This window comes from Chitinimonas sp. (assembly GCF_036568685.1).
In the GTDB taxonomy this organism is placed as follows: Bacteria; Pseudomonadota; Gammaproteobacteria; order Burkholderiales; family Chitinimonadaceae; genus Chitinimonas.
Genome location: NZ_DATCSC010000127.1, coordinates 17,510 through 36,627, shown reverse-complemented (window position 1 = coordinate 36,627; position 19,118 = coordinate 17,510). Strand labels below are relative to the sequence as shown.

Genomic DNA, 19,118 nt, shown 5'->3' with positions numbered 1-19,118 from the left:
GGCGCTGTTGACGGCAGTCAGGCCTCGAACAGCTCGGCCTGTGCTGCCGGTTTCGCCAGGAGCAGCTTTCGCACCGGGGTCGGTATGCCGGCCTTGAGTGCGTCAGCACGGCTGAACCAGGCCCAGTCACCCTCGCGTACGGCGGGGCTCTGGGCGGTCACCTCCAGCGGCAAGGGCGTGATGGTCAGTTTGAAGTGCGTAAAGGTATGCACCAGCGCCGGCAAGGTAGCCAGCGGCTCAGCCATCAGGCCATAGCGGGCCTGTGCCAGTGCCACCGCCGTCTCCACACTGTCCGCCTCCGGCAGGCTCCACAGCCCACCCCAGATACCCACCGCCGGGCGCCGTTCCAGCAAGAGCTGCTCGCCCTGCTGCAATAGCAGCATCACGGTCTCCCGCTCAGGTACCGCCTTCTTGGTCTTACGGGTCGGCAGCTCGGCGGTGCGGCCCTCGATATGCGCGCGGCAATCCTGCCGCAAGGGGCAGGCTGGGCACTGCGGCTTGCTGCGGCTGCAGAGGCTGGCCCCCAGGTCCATCAGACCCTGCGTAAAGGCCGGCATATCACCGCTGTCCTTGGGCAGGATCGTCTCGGCCAGCAGCCAGAGCTGGTTTTCCACCTTCTTCTCGCCCGGAAAGCCGGCAATGCCGGCCCAGCGGGTCAGCACCCGTTTAACGTTACCGTCCAGGATGGGCGTGCGCTCCCCAAAGCAGAAGCCGGCAATGGCGGCCGCGGTGGAGCGGCCTACGCCAGGCAGGGTCTCGATAGACTCGGCCGTGGTCGGAAAGACCCCGCCAAAATCGCTCACCACCTTCCTGGCCGCCGCATGCAGATTGCGCGCGCGGGTGTAGTAGCCGAGGCCGGCCCAATGCGCCAGCACAGCATCGAGCGGCGCCGCGGCGAGGTCGGCCACGGTCGGGAAGGATTCGGTAAAGCGCTGGTAGTAGGGGATGACTGTCGCCACCTGGGTCTGCTGCAGCATGATCTCGGACAGCCAGACCCGGTAGGGATCGCTGACCTGCCAGGGCAGGTCATGGCGGCCATGGCTGCGCTGCCAGCGCACCAGCCGCGTGGCAAAGGAAGCGGTATCGGTCATGGGGAAAGCGTTCTAGCAGGAGCGGTCAGGACCGCGCCTCGAAATGGAAATTGCCGTCGTCGTCCAGGTAGCCACCTGGATTCCAGGCCACCTCCCAGAGGTAGCCGTCCGGGTCGGCAAAGTAGCCGGTGCGTCCGCCCCAGAAGGCGTCGGCCGCCGGCCGGGTGATGGTGGCACCGCGCGCTGCCAGCTCGGTCAGCAAACGGTCCACGTCCTCCCGCTCGGGCACATTGTGCGCCAGCGAAACACGCGCCGCGCCGGCCTGGGCGGTCCCGATACCGGCGTCGCGCGCCAGGTCGGCCGCCGGGTAGAGCGCCAGCACAAAACCGTTGAGCTGATAGAACGCTACCCCAGCCTGGCTCTTGGGCGAGAGCGGCCAGCCCAGCACTTCGCTATAGAAGTGGCGTGAGCGCGCCAGGTTGTCGACTCCCAGGGTGATAAAGCTCAGCCGCGGCTGCATGGCCCACCCTTACTGCCCGGACTTGCCCGGCAGCGCCGGCTTGCCGCTCAGGTCATCGATCAACAGCGCCTCCAGCTGCGGCAACACATGGCCCAGGCGCTCCTCCAGGAAGCGGTAGATGGTATCCACCGTCACCTGGGTGGCGCGCTCGATCTCGATATTGACGCGGTCGCCGATGCCCTTGCCCTCCAGGGTGGTCACCCGGCGGGTCTCGGGGATCAGCCAGACATCGAAGGTATTACGCTGCTTATCCACCGCCGCCACCGTCAGGCTCGCACCGTCGATGGCGATAAAGCCCTTGGCAAAGACGTAGCGCATGAACTGTGGTGCCAGCTGGAAGGTGATGACCTTGTTGTTCTCCGGCAGCGTGATGCCCACGATCTCGGCCGTGGTATCGACATGACCGGACAGGATATGGCCACCAATCTCGGCGCCCTCCTTGGCCGAGCGCTCGACATTGACCTCGCTGCCCACGACCAGCTTATGGAGGGTCGTGATCTCCAGGGTGGCCTGCATCACGTCAAAGGCGGTAGCCTCGGGGCGCAGCTCGGTCACGGTCAGGCAGACGCCCTCCACGGCCACGCTGGCGCCGATCTCCAGGCCCTCAGTCATGCCTTGGGGCAATTGCAGGCGAATGGAGACAAGACCCGGTTGCGATACCAGTTCGACCACCTTGGCGCGGCCGGCGACAATGCCTGTAAACATGCTGAATCCAATCTCGGTGTAGGGCGGCCCGGGCGATCTGGCCGGGGTCCGTAAGCAGATAAGTCATTTTACGCGAGCCAGGCTCGCCATCACCCCTCTATATGGGGGCAGTGCAGACGCTTTACAGCTGCCGCCCGACAAACGAAAACGGGCAGCCAGCGCTGCCCGTTTTCGTTCAAGGCAGCGGCCTACTTGATGCCCACACCTTCGAAGTTGTTATTGGTAAAGGGGCTGGGCACATAGCCGGTGACCGCCTTCTGGAACGCTACCGTATTGAGCGGCTCGGCCAGGGTGGCCCAGGGCATCTCCTCGATAAAGATCTTCTGCGCCTGCTCGTAGAACTTGGTACGGGCAGCAATATCGGTGGTGCGTTTGGCCTGGTCCAGGAGCTTGTCAAAGGCCTTGTTGCACCAGTGCGCCCTGCCCTCGCCGCTCTCGGCCGAGGCACAGCTGAGGTTGGGGGTCAGGAAGTTGTCCGGGTCGCCGTTGTCGCCCGACCAGCCGTACACCGTCACGTCATGCTCGCCGGCCTTGGTGCGCTTTTGCAGTTCCACCCATTCCAACACAGTGACCTTGGCGTTCACGCCTATCTTGCGCCAATCGTTCTGCAGCATCTCGGCCGAGAGCTTGGGGTTGGGGTTGGAACCGCTGCTACCGCTGCGCACCATGATGTTGAGCTCAAAGCCGTTCGGGTAGCCCGCCTCCTTGAGCAGCTTCTTGGCCTTCTCCACATCCATGCCGTAGGCCGGGATGGTCTTGTCGTAGCCCCAGATCCGCGACGGCAGGGGCAGATGCGCTGGCGCGGCATTGCCTTGCCAGACGGCGTTGATCATGGACTTCTTGTCGATCGCCAGCGCCAGTGCCTGCCGCACCCGCTTGTCCCTGAGCTGCGGCTTCTTGGCGTTGAAGGCCACATAGGTCAGCAGCAGGGCCGGGGACTGCAACACAGTGAGCTTGGGGTCGGCCTTCAGCCCGGGAATATCCGCCGGGTTGGGGTAGACCATGATGTTGCACTCGCCGCTCTTGAGCTTTTGGGTGCGCACGGCCCCATCCTGGGTAATGGCGAAGATCAGCTTGTCGGTGAGCTGCTTGCCGCGCCAGTAGCTGGGGTTGGCCTCATAGCGGATCTGCGCGCCCTTGTCGTAGCGCTTGAACACAAAGGGGCCGGTACCCACCGGCTTTAGGTTGATGTCGGACGAGCGGCCCGCCTTGTCGAGCTGCAGTGCATACTCGGCCGAGACGATATCGGTAAAGGCCATGCCAAGGTCGGCCAGGAAAGGCGCCTCCGGCTGGTTGAGGGTGAACTTGACGGTATAGGGGTCGAGCTTCTCGATCTTCTTGATCAGCTCGGGAAAGCCCATATCGCTGGCATAGGGCCAGCCCTGCGGGCTGGCCTGCGCACCGGGGTGCTTGGGGTCCAGCATGCGCTGGAAGGACCACAGCACGTCGTCGGCATTCATGTCACGGCTGGGCTTGAACCACTCGGTGGTATGGAATTTCACCCCACGCCGCAGATAGAAGGTGTACTCCAGCCCGTCCTTGCTGATCTCCCAGCGCTCGGCCAGGGCCGGTATCACCTTGGTAGTGCCGGGCTCGAACTCCACCAGGCGGTTGTAGATCGCCTCCGCCGCCGCATCATTGGTGGCCGCAGCGGTAAACATGCCGCTGTCGAAACCCTCCGGCGCCGCTTCGGAACAATAGACCAGCGGCTTGGCCTCGGCAGCGGCCATCAAGGCCAGCGCCAGCAACGACATCCTGCACAGTTTCATTGTTTCCCCCCTCGGACGGCGATAAAAGACCAAAAAAAGGGACAGGCTGGCCTGTCCCTTTTTGCTGCTTGCCTGATTACTTGAGCGAGACGCCGTAGAACGACATCAGGCCGAAGGGGCTGATCTTGAAGCCATCCACCTTCTTGCTGACCGGCACGTTCACCACCGAGTGGGCGATGGTGGTCCAGGGCAGTTCCTTCTTGAACACTTCCTGGGCCTTCTCATAGAGGGCGGTACGCTTCTTCACGTCGGAAGTACGCTTGGCGTCGACGATCAGCTTGTCGAAGTCCTTGTCGCACCATTGGGCGTAGTTGGCGCCACCGACGGCGTCGCAACCGAGGTTGGTGCCCAGCCAGTTGTCCGGATCACCATTGTCACCGGTCCAGCCGAACATGCCGGCGTCGGATTCACCAGCCTTGGCGCGCTTGAGGTACTCGCCCCATTCGTAGGTCACGATCTTGGCCTTGACGCCGATCTTGGCCCAGTCGGACTGGATCATCTCGGCCATCAGTTTGGCGTTGGGGTTGTAGGGGCGTTGCACCGGCATGGCCCAGATGCTGGTCTCGAAGCCGTTCGGGAAGCCGGCCTTGGCCAGTGCGGCCTTGGCGGCATCGACGTTATAGCCAGCGTCCTTCAGGTTCTTGTTGTACGACCACTGGGTCGGCGGCATCGGGGCCACGGCCGGCACGCCCGAACCCTGGTAGACCGCCTCGATGATGGCCTTCTTGTTGATCGCCATATCGAGTGCGCGGCGCACGGCCACGTTGTCAAACGGCTTGTGCTTGACGTTGTACGACACCCAGCCCACGTTGAAGCCAGGCTGGCTCAGCACGGTGACCTTGGGGTCCTGCTTCAGTACCACCACGTCGGCGGGCTTGGGCTGGAAGGCAATGTCGCACTCGCCGGCCTTGAGCTTCTGGGCACGCACCGCGCTGTCGGTGGTGATGGCGAAGATCAGGTTGTCGATCTTGACCTCGCCCTTCTTCCAGTAGTCCTTGTTGGCCGCGTAGCGGATGATCGAGTCCTTCTGGTAGCTCTTGAACACAAAGGGACCGGTACCGATCGGCGCCACATTGATCTGCGAGGCCTTGCCGGCCTTGAGCAGGCTGTCGGCGTATTCGGCCGACTGGATGGAGGCAAAGGACATTGCCAGGTCGGCCAGGAAGGAGGCGTCGACATTCTTGAGCGTGAACTTCACGGTCAGCGGGTCGACCTTCTCCACCTTGGCGATATTGGTGTCGAGGCCCATATCGGTGAAGTAGGGGAACTCGCTCTGGTAGGCCTTGCGGAAGGGGTGATCCTTGGACAGCATGCGCTCGAAGGTGAACAGCACGTCGTCGGCATTCAGCTCGCGGCTGGGCTTGAAGCTCTCGTTGCTGTGGAACTTCACACCCTTGCGCAGGTGGAAGGTGTAGCTCAGGCCGTCAGCGCTGATATCCCACTTTTCGGCCAGGCCCGGGATCACGCGGGTGGCACCGCGCTCGAACTCCACCAGGCGGTTGAACACGGTTTCGGCCGAGGCATCGAAGTCGGTACCGGCCTGGTACTGGCCAGGATCAAAGCCGGCCGGGCTGCCTTCGGAACAGTATTTCAGGGTCGTGGCGGCGGAAGCCTGGGCGGCGGCAAAGCCGGCGGCGATCGCGAAGGACAGCACGGTCAGACGCTTCATGGGTTCATCCTCGTGGGTTGAGTGTTGCAGGCAACGACGGGCTTACCGTCTCGCGCGGAACGGTAACACAGTCCCACTGCGCAGCAATAGCCGGCGGCAGGCCTTGTTGCAGGCGGCTGACAGCCGGTGCGGCGCTGTCGCGGGCGCGCCACCGCCAGATAGCAAAAGGCGGCCACGAGGGCCGCCTTCGCGAGCTTCCGATATCACCCAACGCCGCTTACTTCACGGATACCCCGGAAAAGCTCATGCGCCCAAACGGGCTGATCTTGAAGTCCTGAACCCGCTTGGACATGGGCACGCTGACCACCGAGTGGGCGATGGTGCTCCAGGGCATCTCCTTCTTGAAGAGTTCCTGCGCCTTCATATAGATCTCGGTGCGCTTCTTCACGTCGGTGGTGCGCTTGCCCTTGGCGATCAGCTCATCAAAGCCCTTGTTGCACCACTGGGCATAGTTGCCGGCCCCCACGGCATCGCAGCTCAGTTGGTTGAGCCAGTTGTCCGGGTCACCATTGTCGCCGGTCCAGCCGAACATGCCGGTATCGACCTCGCCCTTCTTGGCGCGCTTGAGGTACTCACCCCACTCATAGCTGACGATATTGGCCTTGACCCCGATCTTGGCCCAGTCGGCCTGGATCATCTCGGCCATCAGTTTGGCATTGGGGTTGTAGGGGCGCTGCACCGGCATGGCCCAGAGGTTGATCTCCATATTGCTCACCCCCGCCTTGGTCAGCAGGGTCTTGGCCTGGGCCGGGTTGTAGGCCGGGTCCTTGAGGTTCTTGTTGTAGGACCACTGGGTCGGCGGCATGGGGTTGCTGGCGGCAAGGCCCGTGCCCTGGTAGACCGCTTCCAGAATGGCCTTCTTGTTGATCGCCATATCCAGCGCCTGCCGCACTTCCAGCTTGTCCATGGGCTTGCGGGTGACGTTGAAGGCCAGATAACCGAGGTTGAAGCCTGCCTGCGACTTGATCAACAGCTTGGGGTCGTCCTTGATCGCCACGAGGTCGGCGGGCTTGGGCTGGAAGGCGATATCGCATTCGCCGGCCTTGAGCTTCTGTACCCGCACCGCGCTATCGGTGGTGATGGCAAAGATCAGATTGTCGAGCTTGGTCTCGGCCTTGTTCCAGTAATCCTTGTTGGCCGCGTAGCGGATGATGGCGTCCTTCTGGTAGCTCTTGAGCACAAAGGGGCCGGTACCGATGGGTGCGCTGGCGATCTGCGCCGGCTTGCCGGTCTTGAGCAGGAAGTCGGCGTATTCGGCCGAATGGATGGATGCAAAGCCCATGGCCAGGTCGGCGATAAAGGCGGCGTCCACATTCTTGAGCGTGAAGCGTACGGTCAGCGGGTTGACGGCTTCCACCTTGGCCACATTGGCCTCCAGCCCCATGCTGGTAAAGAAGGGGAATTCCGCCGGATAGGCCTTGCGGAAGGGATGCTCGCGATTGCCCATGCGCTCGAAGGTAAAGACCACGTCGTCGGCGTTGAAGTCGCGGCTGGGCTTGAAACTCTCATTGCTGTGGAACTTCACCCCCTTACGCAGATAGAAGGTGTACACGAGGCCATCGGGGCTGATCTCCCAACGCTCGGCAAGGCCCGGCAGCACGTTGGTCGCACCACGCTCGAACTCCACCAGCCGGTTGAAGATGGGCTGGGACGAGGCATCGAAATCGGTACCTGCCGTCAGTTGGCCAGGATCGAACCCGGCCGGGCTGCCTTCGGAGCAGTACTTGAGCGTGCCGGCCGCCTGGGTAGAAGCAGCCATAACGGCCAGGGCGCTGGCGATCAGCGCGCCAGTAAGCGTGTTACGCGACATGGGGGGTTCCTTTTGGGCACCATGGGGGAAGGACACAGACCGTAGTGTGTTACACACAAATACACACTACAGCCAACGCGGCGCATTCTGGCCCGACTGCACGTACAAGAAAAGTGGCAGGCCCTGCTCTGCCCGATTTGCCCACCGGCCAGACCCAAAAAGCAACAAGGCCGCACTCGGCGGCCTTGCTGGTAGAACGGGGCAAACGCTCAGCGTTTGCGCAGTACTACGCTACCGACTGAATAACCGGCCCCGAAGCTCGAGATCACGCCCAGCTCACCGCCCGCCAGATCGCCATGCAGATGGAAGGCAATGATGGAGCCGGCACTGGACGTATTGGCATAGCGGTCCAGGATCACCGGTGCCTCTTCCAGCGTGGCCTCGCGCTCCAAGAGGCGCTTGGCGATCAGCTGGTTCATGCTCAGGTTGGCCTGGTGCAGCCAGAAGCGTTTCACGCCCGAAGGGTGCAGTTCCAGGCTGCCCAGGTGGCTGGCGATATGCTCAGCCACCATGGGACAGACTTCCTTGAAGACCTTGCGGCCCTCCTGCACGAACAGCTTGTCGCGCAGGTCGCCGTTCTTGTCCTCGGCGCGGTTCAAAAAGCCGGCGTTATTGCGGATATTGTTGGAGAACACCGTCGCCAGACGAGTGCCCAGCACCTCGTAGCCAGCCGTCTTGGCAAGGTCGGCACGCTCCACCACCACGGCGGTAGCCACATCACCGAAGATGAAGTGGCAGTCACGGTCGCGCCACTCGAGGTGGGCCGAGCAGATCTCCGGGTTCACCATCAGCACGGCGCGGGCGTTGCCCAGCTTGACCGCGTTGGCGGCCTGCTCGATGCCGAAGGTCGCGCTGGAGCAGGCCACGTTCATGTCGAAGGCCCAACCCTGGATGCCCAGGGCCTGCTGCACCTCGATGGCCATGGCCGGGTAGGCGCGCTGCATATTGCTGGCGGCGCAGATCACGCCGTCGATCTCATCAACCGAGCGGCCGGCGGCGGCCAAGGCATCGCGCGCAGCAGTCACGGCCATCTCGGCCATCACCGAGAGGCTCTCGTTGCTACGTGGCTCGATACGGGGGCACATACGCTCGGGGTCGAGGATGCCCTCCTTGTCCACCACGTAGCGCTGCTTGATACCCGAGGCCTTCTCGATGAACTCGACCGAGCTGTCGGCCAGGGCGCTCAGCTCGCCACGGGCGATCTCATCGGCGTGGGCGGCGTTCCAGCGCCGGGCATATTCATTGAAGCTCGCCACCAGCTCTTCATTGCTGATGGCATGGGGCGGCGTGTACAGGCCAGTGCCGGTGATAACGGCTTGGTGCATGGCTAAACCTTTGGTTTGACGGGAGTTACCGCATTCAAGCAAGCGGTAGAGTGGGCGGCATCATAACAGATGCACCTAGCCTTCCACCTGTTCGCCGCCGACCGGCGGATCGAGCTGGGCGAAGATCGCCGCCGCCATGGCGCCCAGTATGCCCACGCAGACGAAGGTGGCACGGAACACCCACAATAGCTCACCGGCCGCAAAATACTTGCCGAAGGACGACAGCAGCGCCGCCGCAAATGCCACCCCCAGGCTGATGGAGAGCTGCATGGTCATGGACAAGAGGCTGTTACCCGCACTGGCAGCCCGGCCGCTCAGGTCGCGCAGGGTAAGCGTATTCATGGCGGTGAACTGCATGGAGTTGGCCGCACCGAACAGCGCCAGCTGCACCACCAGCCACCAGACCGGCACCGCCTGGGGCAAGAGTGCAAAGCTCGCAATCAACACCCCCACCAGCACGGTGTTGACCAGCAGCACTCGGCGGTAGCCGTAGCGCGCCAAAATCTTTTCCACCACCGTTTTCATGGCGATGGCGGCCAGCGCCACCGGCATCATGGCCAGGCCCGCCTGCAAGGGGCTGTAGCCCAAGCCCAGCTGCAGCATCAAGGGCAGCAGAAAGGGCATGGCGCCGCTACCCAGGCGGGCGAACAGATTGCCCAAGAGGCCTACCGCAAAGCTGCGGGTCTGAAAGAGACCGAGCTCGAACAGCGGTGCCGGGGCCCGGGCCGCGTGCAGCCAATAGGCCACCGTGGCCGCTAGGCCCGCCACCAGCAGCATGGTGGCATTGGCACGGGCAAAACCGAGCTCCCCCAGGCCCTGCAGGCCCAGCGACAGCATCACCATGCCACCGCCCAGCAGCGCAAAGCCGGCCAGATCAAAGGGTGGCCGCTCGGCATTGATAAAGTCCGGCATATAGCGCCGCACCGCCCACAGGCCCACTACGCCTATGGGCAGGTTGATAAGGAAGATCCAGTGCCAGGAAGCCGCCTGCACCAGCCAGCCGCCGGCCAAGGGGCCGATCAGCGGCCCCAAGAGGCCCGGCATGGTCACAAAGCTCAGCGCCGCCACCAACTGTGCACCGGGGAAGACCCGCAGCACCGCCAGCCGGCCCACCGGCATCAACAGCGCCCCGCCCAGGCCCTGCACCACCCGTGCCGCCACCAGCTGCCACAGGGTCTGCGATTCGGCGCACAGCAAGGAGCCCAGCGCAAACAGGCCGATGGCGGCCATATAGACTCGACGGGTGCCAAAGCGGTCAGCCAGCCAACCCGAGGCCGGCATCAGCAGCGCCACAGTCAACATATAGGAGATCACCACCGACTCCATCCGCAGCGGGCTCTCGCCCAGGCTGGCGGCGATGCTGGGCAAGGCGGTATTGAGGATGGTGGCGTCGAGCGCCTGCATGAAAAAACCAAGCGCCACCAGCCAAAGCAAGGGGCGGTTGTGATTGAGCGTATTCATCGTGTCGCGGGCAGAAAGGGAAGTGGCCCGGCCATTGCGGCCAGATCACACGCAAGCCTACACGTTAGGCGCAGGCAATATGTGTCCAATTGCAACCACGACTTCGGCCATCTATGAACCTTACCCTTCGTGCGGGTTCGCGACTTCCACCGGGGTAGGCTTGAGTATGGGCACCAGCGCCTTGGGGTCCAGCCCCACCAAGAAACCACGCTTGCCGCCATTGAGGTAGATGCGTTCCAGTTCCAGGATGCTGCGCTCGATATAGACCGGGATGGGCTTCTTGGTGCCCAGCGGTGAGGTGCCGCCGACCAGGTAGCCGGTGTGCTTGTTGGCCACCTCGGCGGTACAGGGCTCCACATGCTTGCGGCCGGTCTGGCGTGCCAGGTTGCGGGTAGAGGTCTCGCAATCGCCGTGCATCAGTACGATCAAGGGCTTCTTGGCCTCATCTTCCATCACCAGGGTCTTGATCACCGCATGCTCGGGCACCCCGAGCTGGCGGCTGGATTCGGCCGTGCCACCCTTCTCCACGTATTCGTAGAGGTGTTCGGTAAACGCCACCTTGTACTGGCGCAGGGTGCGGATCGCTTGGGTGACGGGGGCTTTGTCCTGGCTCATGGTCTGGAAATCACGGGGGGCTGACCCCATATTTTCGCCATAATGCCTTGCCAGTGCCATCCCCATAGGCCTCAGCCATGTTGATCGAAACCCCGCGCCTGCGTTTGCGGCCACTCGCCGAGCGGGACCTCGCCACCTTCGTGGCCTACCGCAACGACCCCGAGGTCGCCCACTGGCAGAGCTTTACCCCGCCCTACCCCAAGAGTGCGGCCGAGGCCCTGTTCGCCGACTGCGACGCCACGCAGCCCTTGGCCCCCGGCAGTTGGCGACAGATCGCCATTGCCCGACGCGAGGACGATGCGCTACTGGGCGACTGCGCCGTCTGCCTGAGCGCGGATGGTCGCCAGGCCGAGACCGGCATCACCCTTGCTACCAGCCAGCAAGGCCGCGGCTATGCGCAAGAGGCCTTTAGCGCACTGTATGACTGGCTGTTCACCGTACAGGGCCTGCATCGCATCCATGCCAGCTGCGACCCGGCCAATACCGCCTCGGCCCGTTTGCTGCGCCGTCTAGGCATGCGCCAGGAAGCGCACCTGCGGCAAAGCCTCTGGCTCAAGGGTGGCTGGGCCGACGATCTGGTGTTCGCCATCCTGGCAGAAGAGTGGTCCGCCAAGCCGGCCACACACACCTAACCTCCGAGCATCACGACCATGTCCGCAACCGTATTCAGCGCCGGCTTCCAGCAATTGGGCGACACCTTCTACAGCGAGGTGGCCGCCAGCCCGCTGCCCGAGCCGCAGCTCGCCGCCTGGAACGCCGAGCTCGCCGCCAGCCTGGCCCTGCCAGCCGAGCCCGACGAGGCACTGCTAGCCACCCTCGCCGGCAACCAGCCGCCCGTAGGCGCGCAGAGCATCGCCACCGTCTATTCCGGTCACCAGTTCGGTGTCTGGGCAGGTCAGCTGGGCGATGGTCGCGCCCTGCTGCTGGGTGAGTTGCAGGGCCAGGAGATCCAGCTCAAGGGCGCCGGGCTCACGCCTTATTCGCGCATGGGTGACGGCCGCGCCGTCCTGCGCTCCAGCATCCGCGAATACCTGTGTTCCGAGGCCATGCATGGCCTGGGCATCCCGACTACCCGCGCCCTGGCCCTGGTCGCCAGCCCCGAGCCGGTCTGGCGCGAGACGCGCGAGACCGCCGCCGTGGTCACCCGGGTGGCACCGAGCTTCCTACGCTTTGGCCACTTCGAGCACTTCTTCTATGGCGGCAACGAAGCGGCCTTGCGCCAGCTGGCGGACTACGCCGTGCAGCGCTACTTCCCGGATTGTCTGACCGCCGCCAACCCCTACCAGGCCATGCTGGAACAGGTGATCGCCCGCACCGCCGAGCTGATCGCAGACTGGCAGGCGGTCGGCTTCTGCCACGGCGTGATGAACAGCGACAATATGTCGCTGCTGGGCCTCACCCTGGATTACGGTCCCTACGGTTTTCTGGACGGCTTCGACGGCGGCCATATCTGCAACCACTCAGACCATGCCGGCCGCTATGCCTATGGCGAGCAGCCCGAGATCGGACTGTGGAATCTGCATTGCCTGGCGCAGGCGCTGCTGCCACTATTGGACCGAGAGGCGGCCATCGCTGGCCTCAAGCGCTACCAGCCCCTGTTCGAGGAAGCCCTGGGTGAGCGTTTCGCCGCCAAGCTCGGCCTGAGAGCCCGTCAGGAGAGCGACTGGCCCTTGCTATCGCGGCTGTTCGAGTTGATGCAGGCCAGCCGTACCGACTGGACGATATTCTGGCGCCGTATAAGCCACTTCGACAGCAGCCCGGGCGCACTCAACGAACCCATCCGTGACCTCTTCCTCGACCGCACCGCCTTTGACGGCTGGGCCTGGGACTACAAGGCGCGCCTGGCTCAGGAGGGCAGCACCGACGCCGAGCGCCACACCGAAATGCGGCAGGTCAACCCCAAGTACGTGCTACGCAACCACCTAGCCGAGACCGCCATCCGCGCCGCCCAGGCTGGCGACTACAGCGAGATCGCCCGGCTACAGGCGCTCCTGACGCGGCCCTTCGATGAGCAGCCGGAGAACGAGCACTATGCGGCGCTACCGCCAGACTGGGCCAACGATCTCTCCGTAAGCTGCTCGTCTTAGGGATAGATCAACCTTTCCTTCAAGCTGGACTAGTGGCTCTCCGCCCGGGAAACCCGGGCGCTAAGTTGCAATGGCCAATCGACCGCGCCTTCGCTTGTTTACCCCCCGAGCTTTGCACGCACAGGTTCTAGGCGCTAAAGCGCCAAGAACTCTCGCAGCCTCGCCTAAGGCGAGGGCGCTTCGCTGACGCTCGTCAGCGATCGTAATTGGTGGCAGGGAACTGTTCAGCAGGGCACGCTCAATCAGAACACCACTTCCACCGCCAACACGGCCCGCGCCCGCGGGCCAAAGCTGGTCAGGTCCGGCAGGGTGGCATTGTGGTGGGCGCGGATCTGCGCAGCACTGGCGTGGTCCTTATCGTGGGTGGTGTGCGCGTCGGCCACCAGCTGCACCGGGTAACCCAGGCCCAGCGCGCGGCGGGTAGTGGTGTCGATGCAGTACTCCGAAGCGTAACCGCAGATCACCAGCTGGCTCACCTCCAGGCCTTCCAGCACGGCAGCCAGGTCGGTACGCAAGAAGGAATCCGGCGTGGTCTTGCGTACCTTGTGGTCGCTCGCCTCGACCTTGAGGTCCGCCACCAGCTGCCAGCTGTCCGAGCCAAAGGCCAGCCTGCCCTCGGCGCGCTCATGCTGCACGAACACGACCGCTGCACCGGCCGCGCGGGCTCGCTCGGCCAGCGCATCTATGCGCGCCACCACCGCGTCCCGCTCCAAGGGGGGCGGGGATTCATCGAACAAGCCGCGTTGCACATCGATGATCAACAGTGCCGTGCTCATCTATTTATCCTGTTTTCCGGCAGCAGCGCCGTGCTGCTGTTGTTTACCAGCAGTAGCACTTTGCTGCAGCAGGGCATCCTGCTTGGCCTTGAATTCCGAATCGGCAGCGAAGCGCGGCACCTCGCCGCCATCCACCAAGCGCCGGCCCACCTGGTACAAGAGGCCCAGGTCAGCCGCCGCACCGCGCAGGTCCCAGTCTGGTTTCACCTGGTCGGTAGGCTTGTGATAGTCATTGGCGATATAGGCCTCGGCAAGCTTGCGGCCCGTACCCTTGGGGCGACCGATCAACTCCACCCCGGCATTGGTGTACAGCACCGGTATGCCCACACGGGCGAACTCGAAATGGTCGGCCCGGTAGTACATGCCGTTCTGCGGCGCATCCTCTTCCACTACCGTACGGCCCAGCGGCTTGGCCACCTTGCGCAGGCGCTCGTCCATATCCGACTGCCCAAAACCCACCACGCCAATATCGCGTGTCAGACCGAAGCGGCTGACGATATCCATATTGATGTCGGCCACCGTGCTGGCCAGCGGGTAGAGCGGGTGCTGCACGTAGTAGCGCGCCCCGAGCAGGCCCGACTCCTCGGCGGTCGGTGCCAGGAAGAGCAGGCTGCGCTTGGGCGCATGGCCGGCGTCGGCCGCCGCCTTGTAGGCCCGCGCCAGTTCCAGGAGGCCCGCCACCCCAAGCGCATTGTCGGCCGCACCGGCATAGACCTGGCCGCCCTGCGCGCCAAGATGATCCCAGTGTGCGCTATAGACCAACGTTTCCGACTTGCGTTGCGGGTCGCTGCCCTCCAGCCGGGCGACCACGTTCTGTGATTGCACCTGGCGCAGTTGCTGCTGCAGACGGAAGTCGGCCTCGCCAGCCAGCGGCACCGGCTGGAAGTCACGCCGCAAGGCACGCTGCTTGAGGGTCTCGAAGTCCTGGCCACAGGCCTTGAGCAGGGTCTGGGCATGGTCCAGCCTGAGCCAGGAACGCACCGCCAGCTCCCCGGCGTTGCCATCCTCGCTGCGCACCACATAGCGCTCGCGGTTCCAGCCATTCATGACCACGAACCAGCCGTAGCCCGCCGGCTCGGTCTCGTGCAGGATGATGGCGCCGGCCGCGCCCTTGGCGGCGGCAATCTCGTACTTATAGGTCCAGCGCCCGTAGTAGGTCATGGCGCGGCCTTTGAACTGTTTGGGGTCGAGTTGCCCCGGCCGCTTCGGGTCAGGCAGCGGCGGGTCGCCGATCAGCATCAGCAAGACCTTGCCCCGTACATCCACGCCCTTGTAGTCATCCCAACCGTATTCCGGCGCCTCGATGCCGTAACCGACGAAGACCAACTGGCTGCCGGCGGTGGAGAGCTGCTCGCGCAATTGGGTGCTGCCGGCCACGTAGTCCACGGGCTCACGCAGCTGCAAGTCCTTGCCGCAGCCACCCAGGTTCAGGGTGGAGTGGGTACTGATGCCGGCCAGCGGCACCTGCTGCACATAGCTGCCATCCGGGTTACCCGGCGCCAGGCCCAAGGCCCGGAACTGCTCGGTCAGGTAGTTCACCGTGGCCGTCTCGCCCGCCGTACCCGGCGCACGACCGGCAAAGGCATCCGAACTCAGTACCTGGGTATAGGCCAGCAGGGCCTCGGGGCGGATGGGGGAAGTCTCGGCCGCAACGGCGGCCAGCGGCAGCAGGGTCAGCGCCATAGCAAGGGGTTTACGCATCGAGGGGCTCACAGCTCGCCACGAGGGCGATGGATAAGGGCGGGAAGGCCAAGCCCGGCAGGCTAGAGCCTGGCCCGCGCTTGGGCAAGTCCATCGCAGCAAAGCCGCGCCTGCTGTGGCGTGGCCGCCAAGCCGACCAACTACAGAGTGGCGAACACGCCCGCCGTCTTCAGGGTGCGTGCCAGTCGTACTGCCGCCAGCCGCAGGCCGGCATCATCCACCCCGGCATAACCCAGGACCAGGCCAGGAAAGGGAGGCGCACCCAGGCAGTAACCGGACAGGGGCGGTGCCAATATGCCCTCCTGCGCCAGCAGGCGGCTGATCGCCACATCGTCGCTCCCCTCTGGCAGCCGCGCGGTTACGTGCATGCCAGCTTCCCCCCCATAGAGTGGCAGTGCATCGTCCAGCTGTTCGGCCAGGGTGTCGCGCAGCTTGTCCTGGCGCGCCGCATAGATGCCGCGCATACGTCGAAGATGGCTGCCGAAATGCCCCTCGCTGATAAAGTCCGCCAGGGTGGCCTGGGTCAGATAGTCGCTCTCCCGGTACAGCCGTGCCTGCAAACGTCGCAGCGGCTCGACTAGCCCCGCGGGCGCAACCAGATAACCCAGCCGCAAGGCCGGGAACATGACCTTGCTGAAGGTACCGAGGTAGATCACCCGCCCCGCCCTATCCAGCCCCTGCATGGCCGCCAGCGGCCGGCCGCGGTGGCGGAATTCGCTGTCGTAGTCGTCCTCCAGCACCCAGGCGTCGTGCCGGCCGGCTTCCTGCAGCAGCGCCTGACGGCGGGCCAGGCTCAGTACCGAACCGAGCGGGTACTGGTGCGACGGGGTCACATAGATCAGCCGCGGCCTCGGCAGTGCCTGGCCGCGCCAATCCAGCCCCTCTGCGTCCAGCGGCACGCCGTGTACCGCCAGGCCCGCCGCCAGGAGCGCCACCCGCGCGCCGGCATAGCCCGGTTCCTCAATCCAGGCCGCATCGCCATGGTCGGCCAAGGCTCGGGCCAACAGGTCCAGGCTCTGCTGCATGCCACCGGTGACCAGTATCTGCTCGGCGCTGCAGTTCACCCCGCGAGACAGGCGCAGATAGTCGGCCAGCGCGGCCTTCAGTTCAGCGTGGCCGCCCTCCGTGCGGTAGTCGTACTCCACCGGCCGCATGCTGCGCTGGCGCGCTTGCAGTAGCTTCTGCCAAGTCGCCCAGGGAAACGACGCAAGGTCGGGCAGGCCCGGTGCAAAGGCCGGCCCGCTGTTCTCCTCGCTGCGACGGAACTGCACCAGCAATGCCTCGGCCCGTTGTGACAAACAGACCCGCTGCTGCCCGCCGACAGCCCGCCTGGCCTGCTTGGGCGCCGGGTCCGGCAGCACTCGCGCCACATAGGTTCCAGCCCCGACCCGGCTGCTGCAATAACCCTCGGCGCAAAGCTGCTCGTAGGCATGCAGCACGGTATTGCGCGCCAGGCCAAGTGCGCCCGCCAGCTCCCGGCTGGCCGGCAGCACCGCATCCGCCGCCAGCCGCCCAGCCAGTATGGCCCCGCGCAGGGCTCGGTAGAGCTGCCGGTTCAAGGGCTCCTTTGCGGCACGGTCGAGCTGGCCGTACAGGTACTCCTGCAGCGCCAGAAAATTGGTTCCATCCACTTCACGCATATCGGCACCATCAATGGGACTACCCGACATTTACGCTTAGCGCTCTTTCATCGTCAACCGAGTGAACATGCCGTGACCGACCGCTACACCCAGACCGAGCTGACCCGTATCCGCCGCATCGCCCAATACGCCAACTACGACCGCCCCACCGTCCACGCCATCGTCGACGCCGGCTGGATCTGCCAGGTTGCCTTTGCCGTAGGTGAGCAGGCCCACTGCATCCCCACTGCCCACTGGCGCATAGGCGATACGCTCTATATCCACGGCAGCAACGGCAGCCGTCTGCTCAAGGCTCTGGCGCAGGGCGCCTCAGCCTGCGTCTGCATCGCCCACCTGGATGGTCTGGTCCTGGCTCGTTCCGCCTTCAACCACACCATGAACTACCGCTCGGCCATGATCTACGGCCAATTCCGCGTGGTCGAAGACGAGGCCGAAAAGTGGCGCTCCTTCGAAGTCTTCATGGACAAGATCGAGCCCGGCCGCCGCCATGAGGTCCGCATGCCGGACGATAGCGAATTCGCCGCCACCACCGTGCTGGCGCTCGATATCGAACAAGCGGTCGCCAAGATCCGCCAGGGCCCGCCCGAGGACGACGCCGCCGATATGGACATCCCGGTCTGGGCCGGCGTCTGGCCCATCGAAACCCGCTTCGGCACGCCGGTTGCCGACGCCCAGCCCGAAGCCGTTATCTAAGCAGGGCCGTCGCCCAAGCAGCCAGGAGCCACCATGAGCAGCAGCTACCCGCAAACCGAACTGACCCGCGTGCGCCGCATGGCCGCCCGCGCCCACTATGACCGAGCCACCGTACAGGCCATCCTCGACACCGGCTGGATCTGTCATGTCGGTTTCACGGTCGATGGTCAGGCGCACTGCATCCCCACCGCGCACTGGCGTGTGGATGACACGCTCTATATCCACGGCAGCAACGGCAGCCGCCTGCTCAAGGCCCTGGCCGACGGTGCCCGCGCCTGCGTCTGCGTGGCCCAGGTCGATGGCCTGGTACTGGCGCGCTCCGCCTTCCACCACTCCATGAACTACCGCTCCGCCATGGTCTACGGGCAGTTCCGCGTAGTCGATGATGAAGCCGAGAAATGGGCCTCACTGGCGGCCTTCATGGACAAGATCGCTCCCGGCCGCCGCCAGGAGGTGCGCATGCCGGACGACAATGAGTTCGCCGCCACTACGGTATTGGCGCTCGACATCGTCGAGGCCGTGGCCAAGATGCGCTCGGGCCCACCCAAGGACGACGAAGCCGATATGGCCATCCCGGTCTGGGCCGGTGTGCGCCCTCTCGAAACCCGCTTTGGCACGCCCATACCCGACCCTGCTATGGCAGGATGACAGACCCACGGTCAGGAAAGCGCCGCATGTACCAGCCCGCCCACTTTGTCGAGCAGCGCCCCGAGCTGCTGCACGCCCTGATCGCTGCCTACCCGCTGGCCAGCCTGATGCTGGTGGGCCCGGACGGCATCGAGGCCAATCCGGTCCCCTTGCTGCTCGATCCCGCGCGCGGCCCCTTGGGCACGCTGTACGGCCATGTGGCGATCAACAATCCCCTGCTCGCCCTGGCAGGCCAGCCAGCGCTGGTGCAGTTCCACGGCCCGGATGCCTACGTATCGCCGGGCTGGTACCCATCCAAGCAGGCGGGCGGCAAGGTCGTACCGACCTGGAACTACGCCCTGGTCGAGGCACGCGGTCCCTTGCAGACCGTGAGCAACCCAACGCGGCTGGAAGCCATCCTCAGCGCACTGACCGATAGGTTCGAAGCGAGCCAGCCCGAGCCCTGGACACTGGACCACGCCCCGGCCGACTTCCGCAGCCAGCTCTACCGCGCCATCGTCGGCATCGAAATCCCGCTGACCAGCCTCACCGGCAAATTCAAGCTGAGCCAGAACCGCCCGGCGGCCGACTACGCTGGCACCCTGGCCGGCCTTGCCGCCGAGGGCTCACCACACGCCCTGGCGGTGGCCGATTGGATGCAGCGGACCAAGCCGCTGACCGCCTAGCCC

At 64.7% G+C, this 19,118-nt stretch carries 16 protein-coding genes and 1 pseudogene; 5 read left to right on the top strand and 12 right to left on the bottom strand.

Translation table 11 applies throughout. The features are described 5' to 3' along the window. Nucleotides 1-17 precede the first annotated feature (17 nt). From mutY to VIM95_RS18140, 9 genes and pseudogenes are all read right to left on the bottom strand, one after another. Entirely contained in the window at nucleotides 18-1,091 is a 1,074-nt protein-coding gene (gene mutY / locus VIM95_RS18180; protein WP_331988557.1) for an A/G-specific adenine glycosylase, read from the bottom strand. A gap of 25 nt (nucleotides 1,092-1,116) precedes the next feature. After that, nucleotides 1,117-1,551 carry a VOC family protein gene (locus VIM95_RS18175; protein ID WP_331988555.1) on the bottom strand — a complete coding sequence of 145 codons (435 nt, stop codon included), beginning with the start codon at nucleotides 1,549-1,551 and terminating at the stop codon, nucleotides 1,117-1,119. Between the two features lie 9 nt (nucleotides 1,552-1,560). Then, nucleotides 1,561-2,256, bottom strand: coding sequence for a riboflavin synthase subunit alpha (locus VIM95_RS18170; protein WP_331988553.1), 696 nt, complete (start codon nucleotides 2,254-2,256; stop codon nucleotides 1,561-1,563). A 188-nt stretch (nucleotides 2,257-2,444) separates the two neighbouring features. Beyond that, a complete protein-coding gene (locus VIM95_RS18165) occupies nucleotides 2,445-4,025 on the bottom strand; it encodes an ABC transporter substrate-binding protein (RefSeq protein WP_331988551.1) in 1,581 nt (526 codons plus the stop codon). 76 nt (nucleotides 4,026-4,101) lie between these two features. Further along, nucleotides 4,102-5,694 carry an ABC transporter substrate-binding protein gene (locus VIM95_RS18160; RefSeq protein ID WP_331988549.1) on the bottom strand — a complete coding sequence of 531 codons (1,593 nt, stop codon included), beginning with the start codon at nucleotides 5,692-5,694 and terminating at the stop codon, nucleotides 4,102-4,104. A gap of 217 nt (nucleotides 5,695-5,911) precedes the next feature. Continuing rightward, entirely contained in the window at nucleotides 5,912-7,504 is a 1,593-nt protein-coding gene (locus VIM95_RS18155; RefSeq protein WP_331988547.1) for an ABC transporter substrate-binding protein, read from the bottom strand. A gap of 209 nt (nucleotides 7,505-7,713) precedes the next feature. Further along, nucleotides 7,714-8,829: a beta-ketoacyl-ACP synthase III gene (locus tag VIM95_RS18150; protein WP_331988545.1), complete on the bottom strand. Its 1,116-nt coding sequence runs from the start codon at nucleotides 8,827-8,829 to the stop codon at nucleotides 7,714-7,716. A gap of 75 nt (nucleotides 8,830-8,904) precedes the next feature. Next, nucleotides 8,905-10,311 (bottom strand): annotated as a pseudogene (gene mdtD, locus VIM95_RS18145) (multidrug transporter subunit MdtD); the annotation flags it as partial. Nucleotides 10,312-10,410: 99 nt separating this feature from the next. Then, complete coding sequence (locus tag VIM95_RS18140) at nucleotides 10,411-10,905, bottom strand: aminoacyl-tRNA deacylase (RefSeq protein ID WP_331988593.1); 495 nt, start codon at nucleotides 10,903-10,905, stop codon at nucleotides 10,411-10,413. A 77-nt stretch (nucleotides 10,906-10,982) separates the two neighbouring features. Here VIM95_RS18140 and VIM95_RS18135 point away from each other — a divergent pair, with 77 nt between their 5' ends. Then, nucleotides 10,983-11,537: a GNAT family protein gene (locus VIM95_RS18135; protein ID WP_331988543.1), complete on the top strand. Its 555-nt coding sequence runs from the start codon at nucleotides 10,983-10,985 to the stop codon at nucleotides 11,535-11,537. 18 nt (nucleotides 11,538-11,555) lie between these two features. After that, nucleotides 11,556-12,992 carry a protein adenylyltransferase SelO gene (locus tag VIM95_RS18130; RefSeq protein WP_331988541.1) on the top strand — a complete coding sequence of 479 codons (1,437 nt, stop codon included), beginning with the start codon at nucleotides 11,556-11,558 and terminating at the stop codon, nucleotides 12,990-12,992. A 242-nt stretch (nucleotides 12,993-13,234) separates the two neighbouring features. Here the strand turns inward: VIM95_RS18130 and VIM95_RS18125 are convergent, their stop codons facing one another. From VIM95_RS18125 to VIM95_RS18115, 3 genes are all read right to left on the bottom strand, one after another. Beyond that, nucleotides 13,235-13,768 carry an isochorismatase family protein gene (locus VIM95_RS18125; RefSeq protein ID WP_331988539.1) on the bottom strand — a complete coding sequence of 178 codons (534 nt, stop codon included), beginning with the start codon at nucleotides 13,766-13,768 and terminating at the stop codon, nucleotides 13,235-13,237. After that, on the bottom strand, nucleotides 13,769-15,469 hold the full coding sequence (locus VIM95_RS18120) for a M28 family peptidase (protein WP_331988537.1): 1,701 nt from the start codon (nucleotides 15,467-15,469) through the stop codon (nucleotides 13,769-13,771). A 140-nt stretch (nucleotides 15,470-15,609) separates the two neighbouring features. Further along, the gene (locus tag VIM95_RS18115; RefSeq protein WP_331988535.1) at nucleotides 15,610-17,139 is read right to left on the bottom strand and encodes a PLP-dependent aminotransferase family protein; all 1,530 of its coding nucleotides are present in this window, start codon (nucleotides 17,137-17,139) and stop codon (nucleotides 15,610-15,612) included. Between the two features lie 42 nt (nucleotides 17,140-17,181). On the opposite strand from VIM95_RS18115, the gene VIM95_RS18110 reads away from it, so the two are divergent. From VIM95_RS18110 to VIM95_RS18100, 3 genes are read left to right on the top strand one after another with little or no spacing between them, the layout of a single operon-like run. Then, the gene (locus VIM95_RS18110) at nucleotides 17,182-17,802 is read left to right on the top strand and encodes a pyridoxamine 5'-phosphate oxidase family protein (RefSeq protein ID WP_331988533.1); all 621 of its coding nucleotides are present in this window, start codon (nucleotides 17,182-17,184) and stop codon (nucleotides 17,800-17,802) included. A gap of 33 nt (nucleotides 17,803-17,835) precedes the next feature. Continuing rightward, nucleotides 17,836-18,450 (top strand): pyridoxamine 5'-phosphate oxidase family protein, encoded by a 615-nt coding sequence (locus VIM95_RS18105; RefSeq protein WP_331988532.1) that lies wholly within the window; start codon nucleotides 17,836-17,838, stop codon nucleotides 18,448-18,450. A gap of 26 nt (nucleotides 18,451-18,476) precedes the next feature. Further along, a complete protein-coding gene (locus VIM95_RS18100) occupies nucleotides 18,477-19,115 on the top strand; it encodes an FMN-binding negative transcriptional regulator (RefSeq protein WP_331988530.1) in 639 nt (212 codons plus the stop codon). The last annotated feature ends 3 nt before the right edge of the window (nucleotides 19,116-19,118 follow it).

What these genes read in the sequence shown, in the direction of transcription:
- mutY (WP_331988557.1), bottom strand. Translation starts at nt 1,091, where the DNA reads ATGACCGATACCGCTTCCTTTGCCACGCGGCTGGTGCGCTGGCAGCGC.
- VIM95_RS18175 (WP_331988555.1), bottom strand. Translation starts at nt 1,551, where the DNA reads ATGCAGCCGCGGCTGAGCTTTATCACCCTGGGAGTCGACAACCTGGCG.
- VIM95_RS18170 (WP_331988553.1), bottom strand. Translation starts at nt 2,256, where the DNA reads ATGTTTACAGGCATTGTCGCCGGCCGCGCCAAGGTGGTCGAACTGGTA.
- VIM95_RS18165 (WP_331988551.1), bottom strand. Translation starts at nt 4,025, where the DNA reads ATGAAACTGTGCAGGATGTCGTTGCTGGCGCTGGCCTTGATGGCCGCT.
- VIM95_RS18160 (WP_331988549.1), bottom strand. Translation starts at nt 5,694, where the DNA reads ATGAAGCGTCTGACCGTGCTGTCCTTCGCGATCGCCGCCGGCTTTGCC.
- VIM95_RS18155 (WP_331988547.1), bottom strand. Translation starts at nt 7,504, where the DNA reads ATGTCGCGTAACACGCTTACTGGCGCGCTGATCGCCAGCGCCCTGGCC.
- VIM95_RS18150 (WP_331988545.1), bottom strand. Translation starts at nt 8,829, where the DNA reads ATGCACCAAGCCGTTATCACCGGCACTGGCCTGTACACGCCGCCCCAT.
- VIM95_RS18140 (WP_331988593.1), bottom strand. Translation starts at nt 10,905, where the DNA reads ATGAGCCAGGACAAAGCCCCCGTCACCCAAGCGATCCGCACCCTGCGC.
- VIM95_RS18135 (WP_331988543.1), top strand. Translation starts at nt 10,983, where the DNA reads ATGTTGATCGAAACCCCGCGCCTGCGTTTGCGGCCACTCGCCGAGCGG.
- VIM95_RS18130 (WP_331988541.1), top strand. Translation starts at nt 11,556, where the DNA reads ATGTCCGCAACCGTATTCAGCGCCGGCTTCCAGCAATTGGGCGACACC.
- VIM95_RS18125 (WP_331988539.1), bottom strand. Translation starts at nt 13,768, where the DNA reads ATGAGCACGGCACTGTTGATCATCGATGTGCAACGCGGCTTGTTCGAT.
- VIM95_RS18120 (WP_331988537.1), bottom strand. Translation starts at nt 15,469, where the DNA reads ATGCGTAAACCCCTTGCTATGGCGCTGACCCTGCTGCCGCTGGCCGCC.
- VIM95_RS18115 (WP_331988535.1), bottom strand. Translation starts at nt 17,139, where the DNA reads ATGTCGGGTAGTCCCATTGATGGTGCCGATATGCGTGAAGTGGATGGA.
- VIM95_RS18105 (WP_331988532.1), top strand. Translation starts at nt 17,836, where the DNA reads ATGAGCAGCAGCTACCCGCAAACCGAACTGACCCGCGTGCGCCGCATG.
- VIM95_RS18100 (WP_331988530.1), top strand. Translation starts at nt 18,477, where the DNA reads ATGTACCAGCCCGCCCACTTTGTCGAGCAGCGCCCCGAGCTGCTGCAC.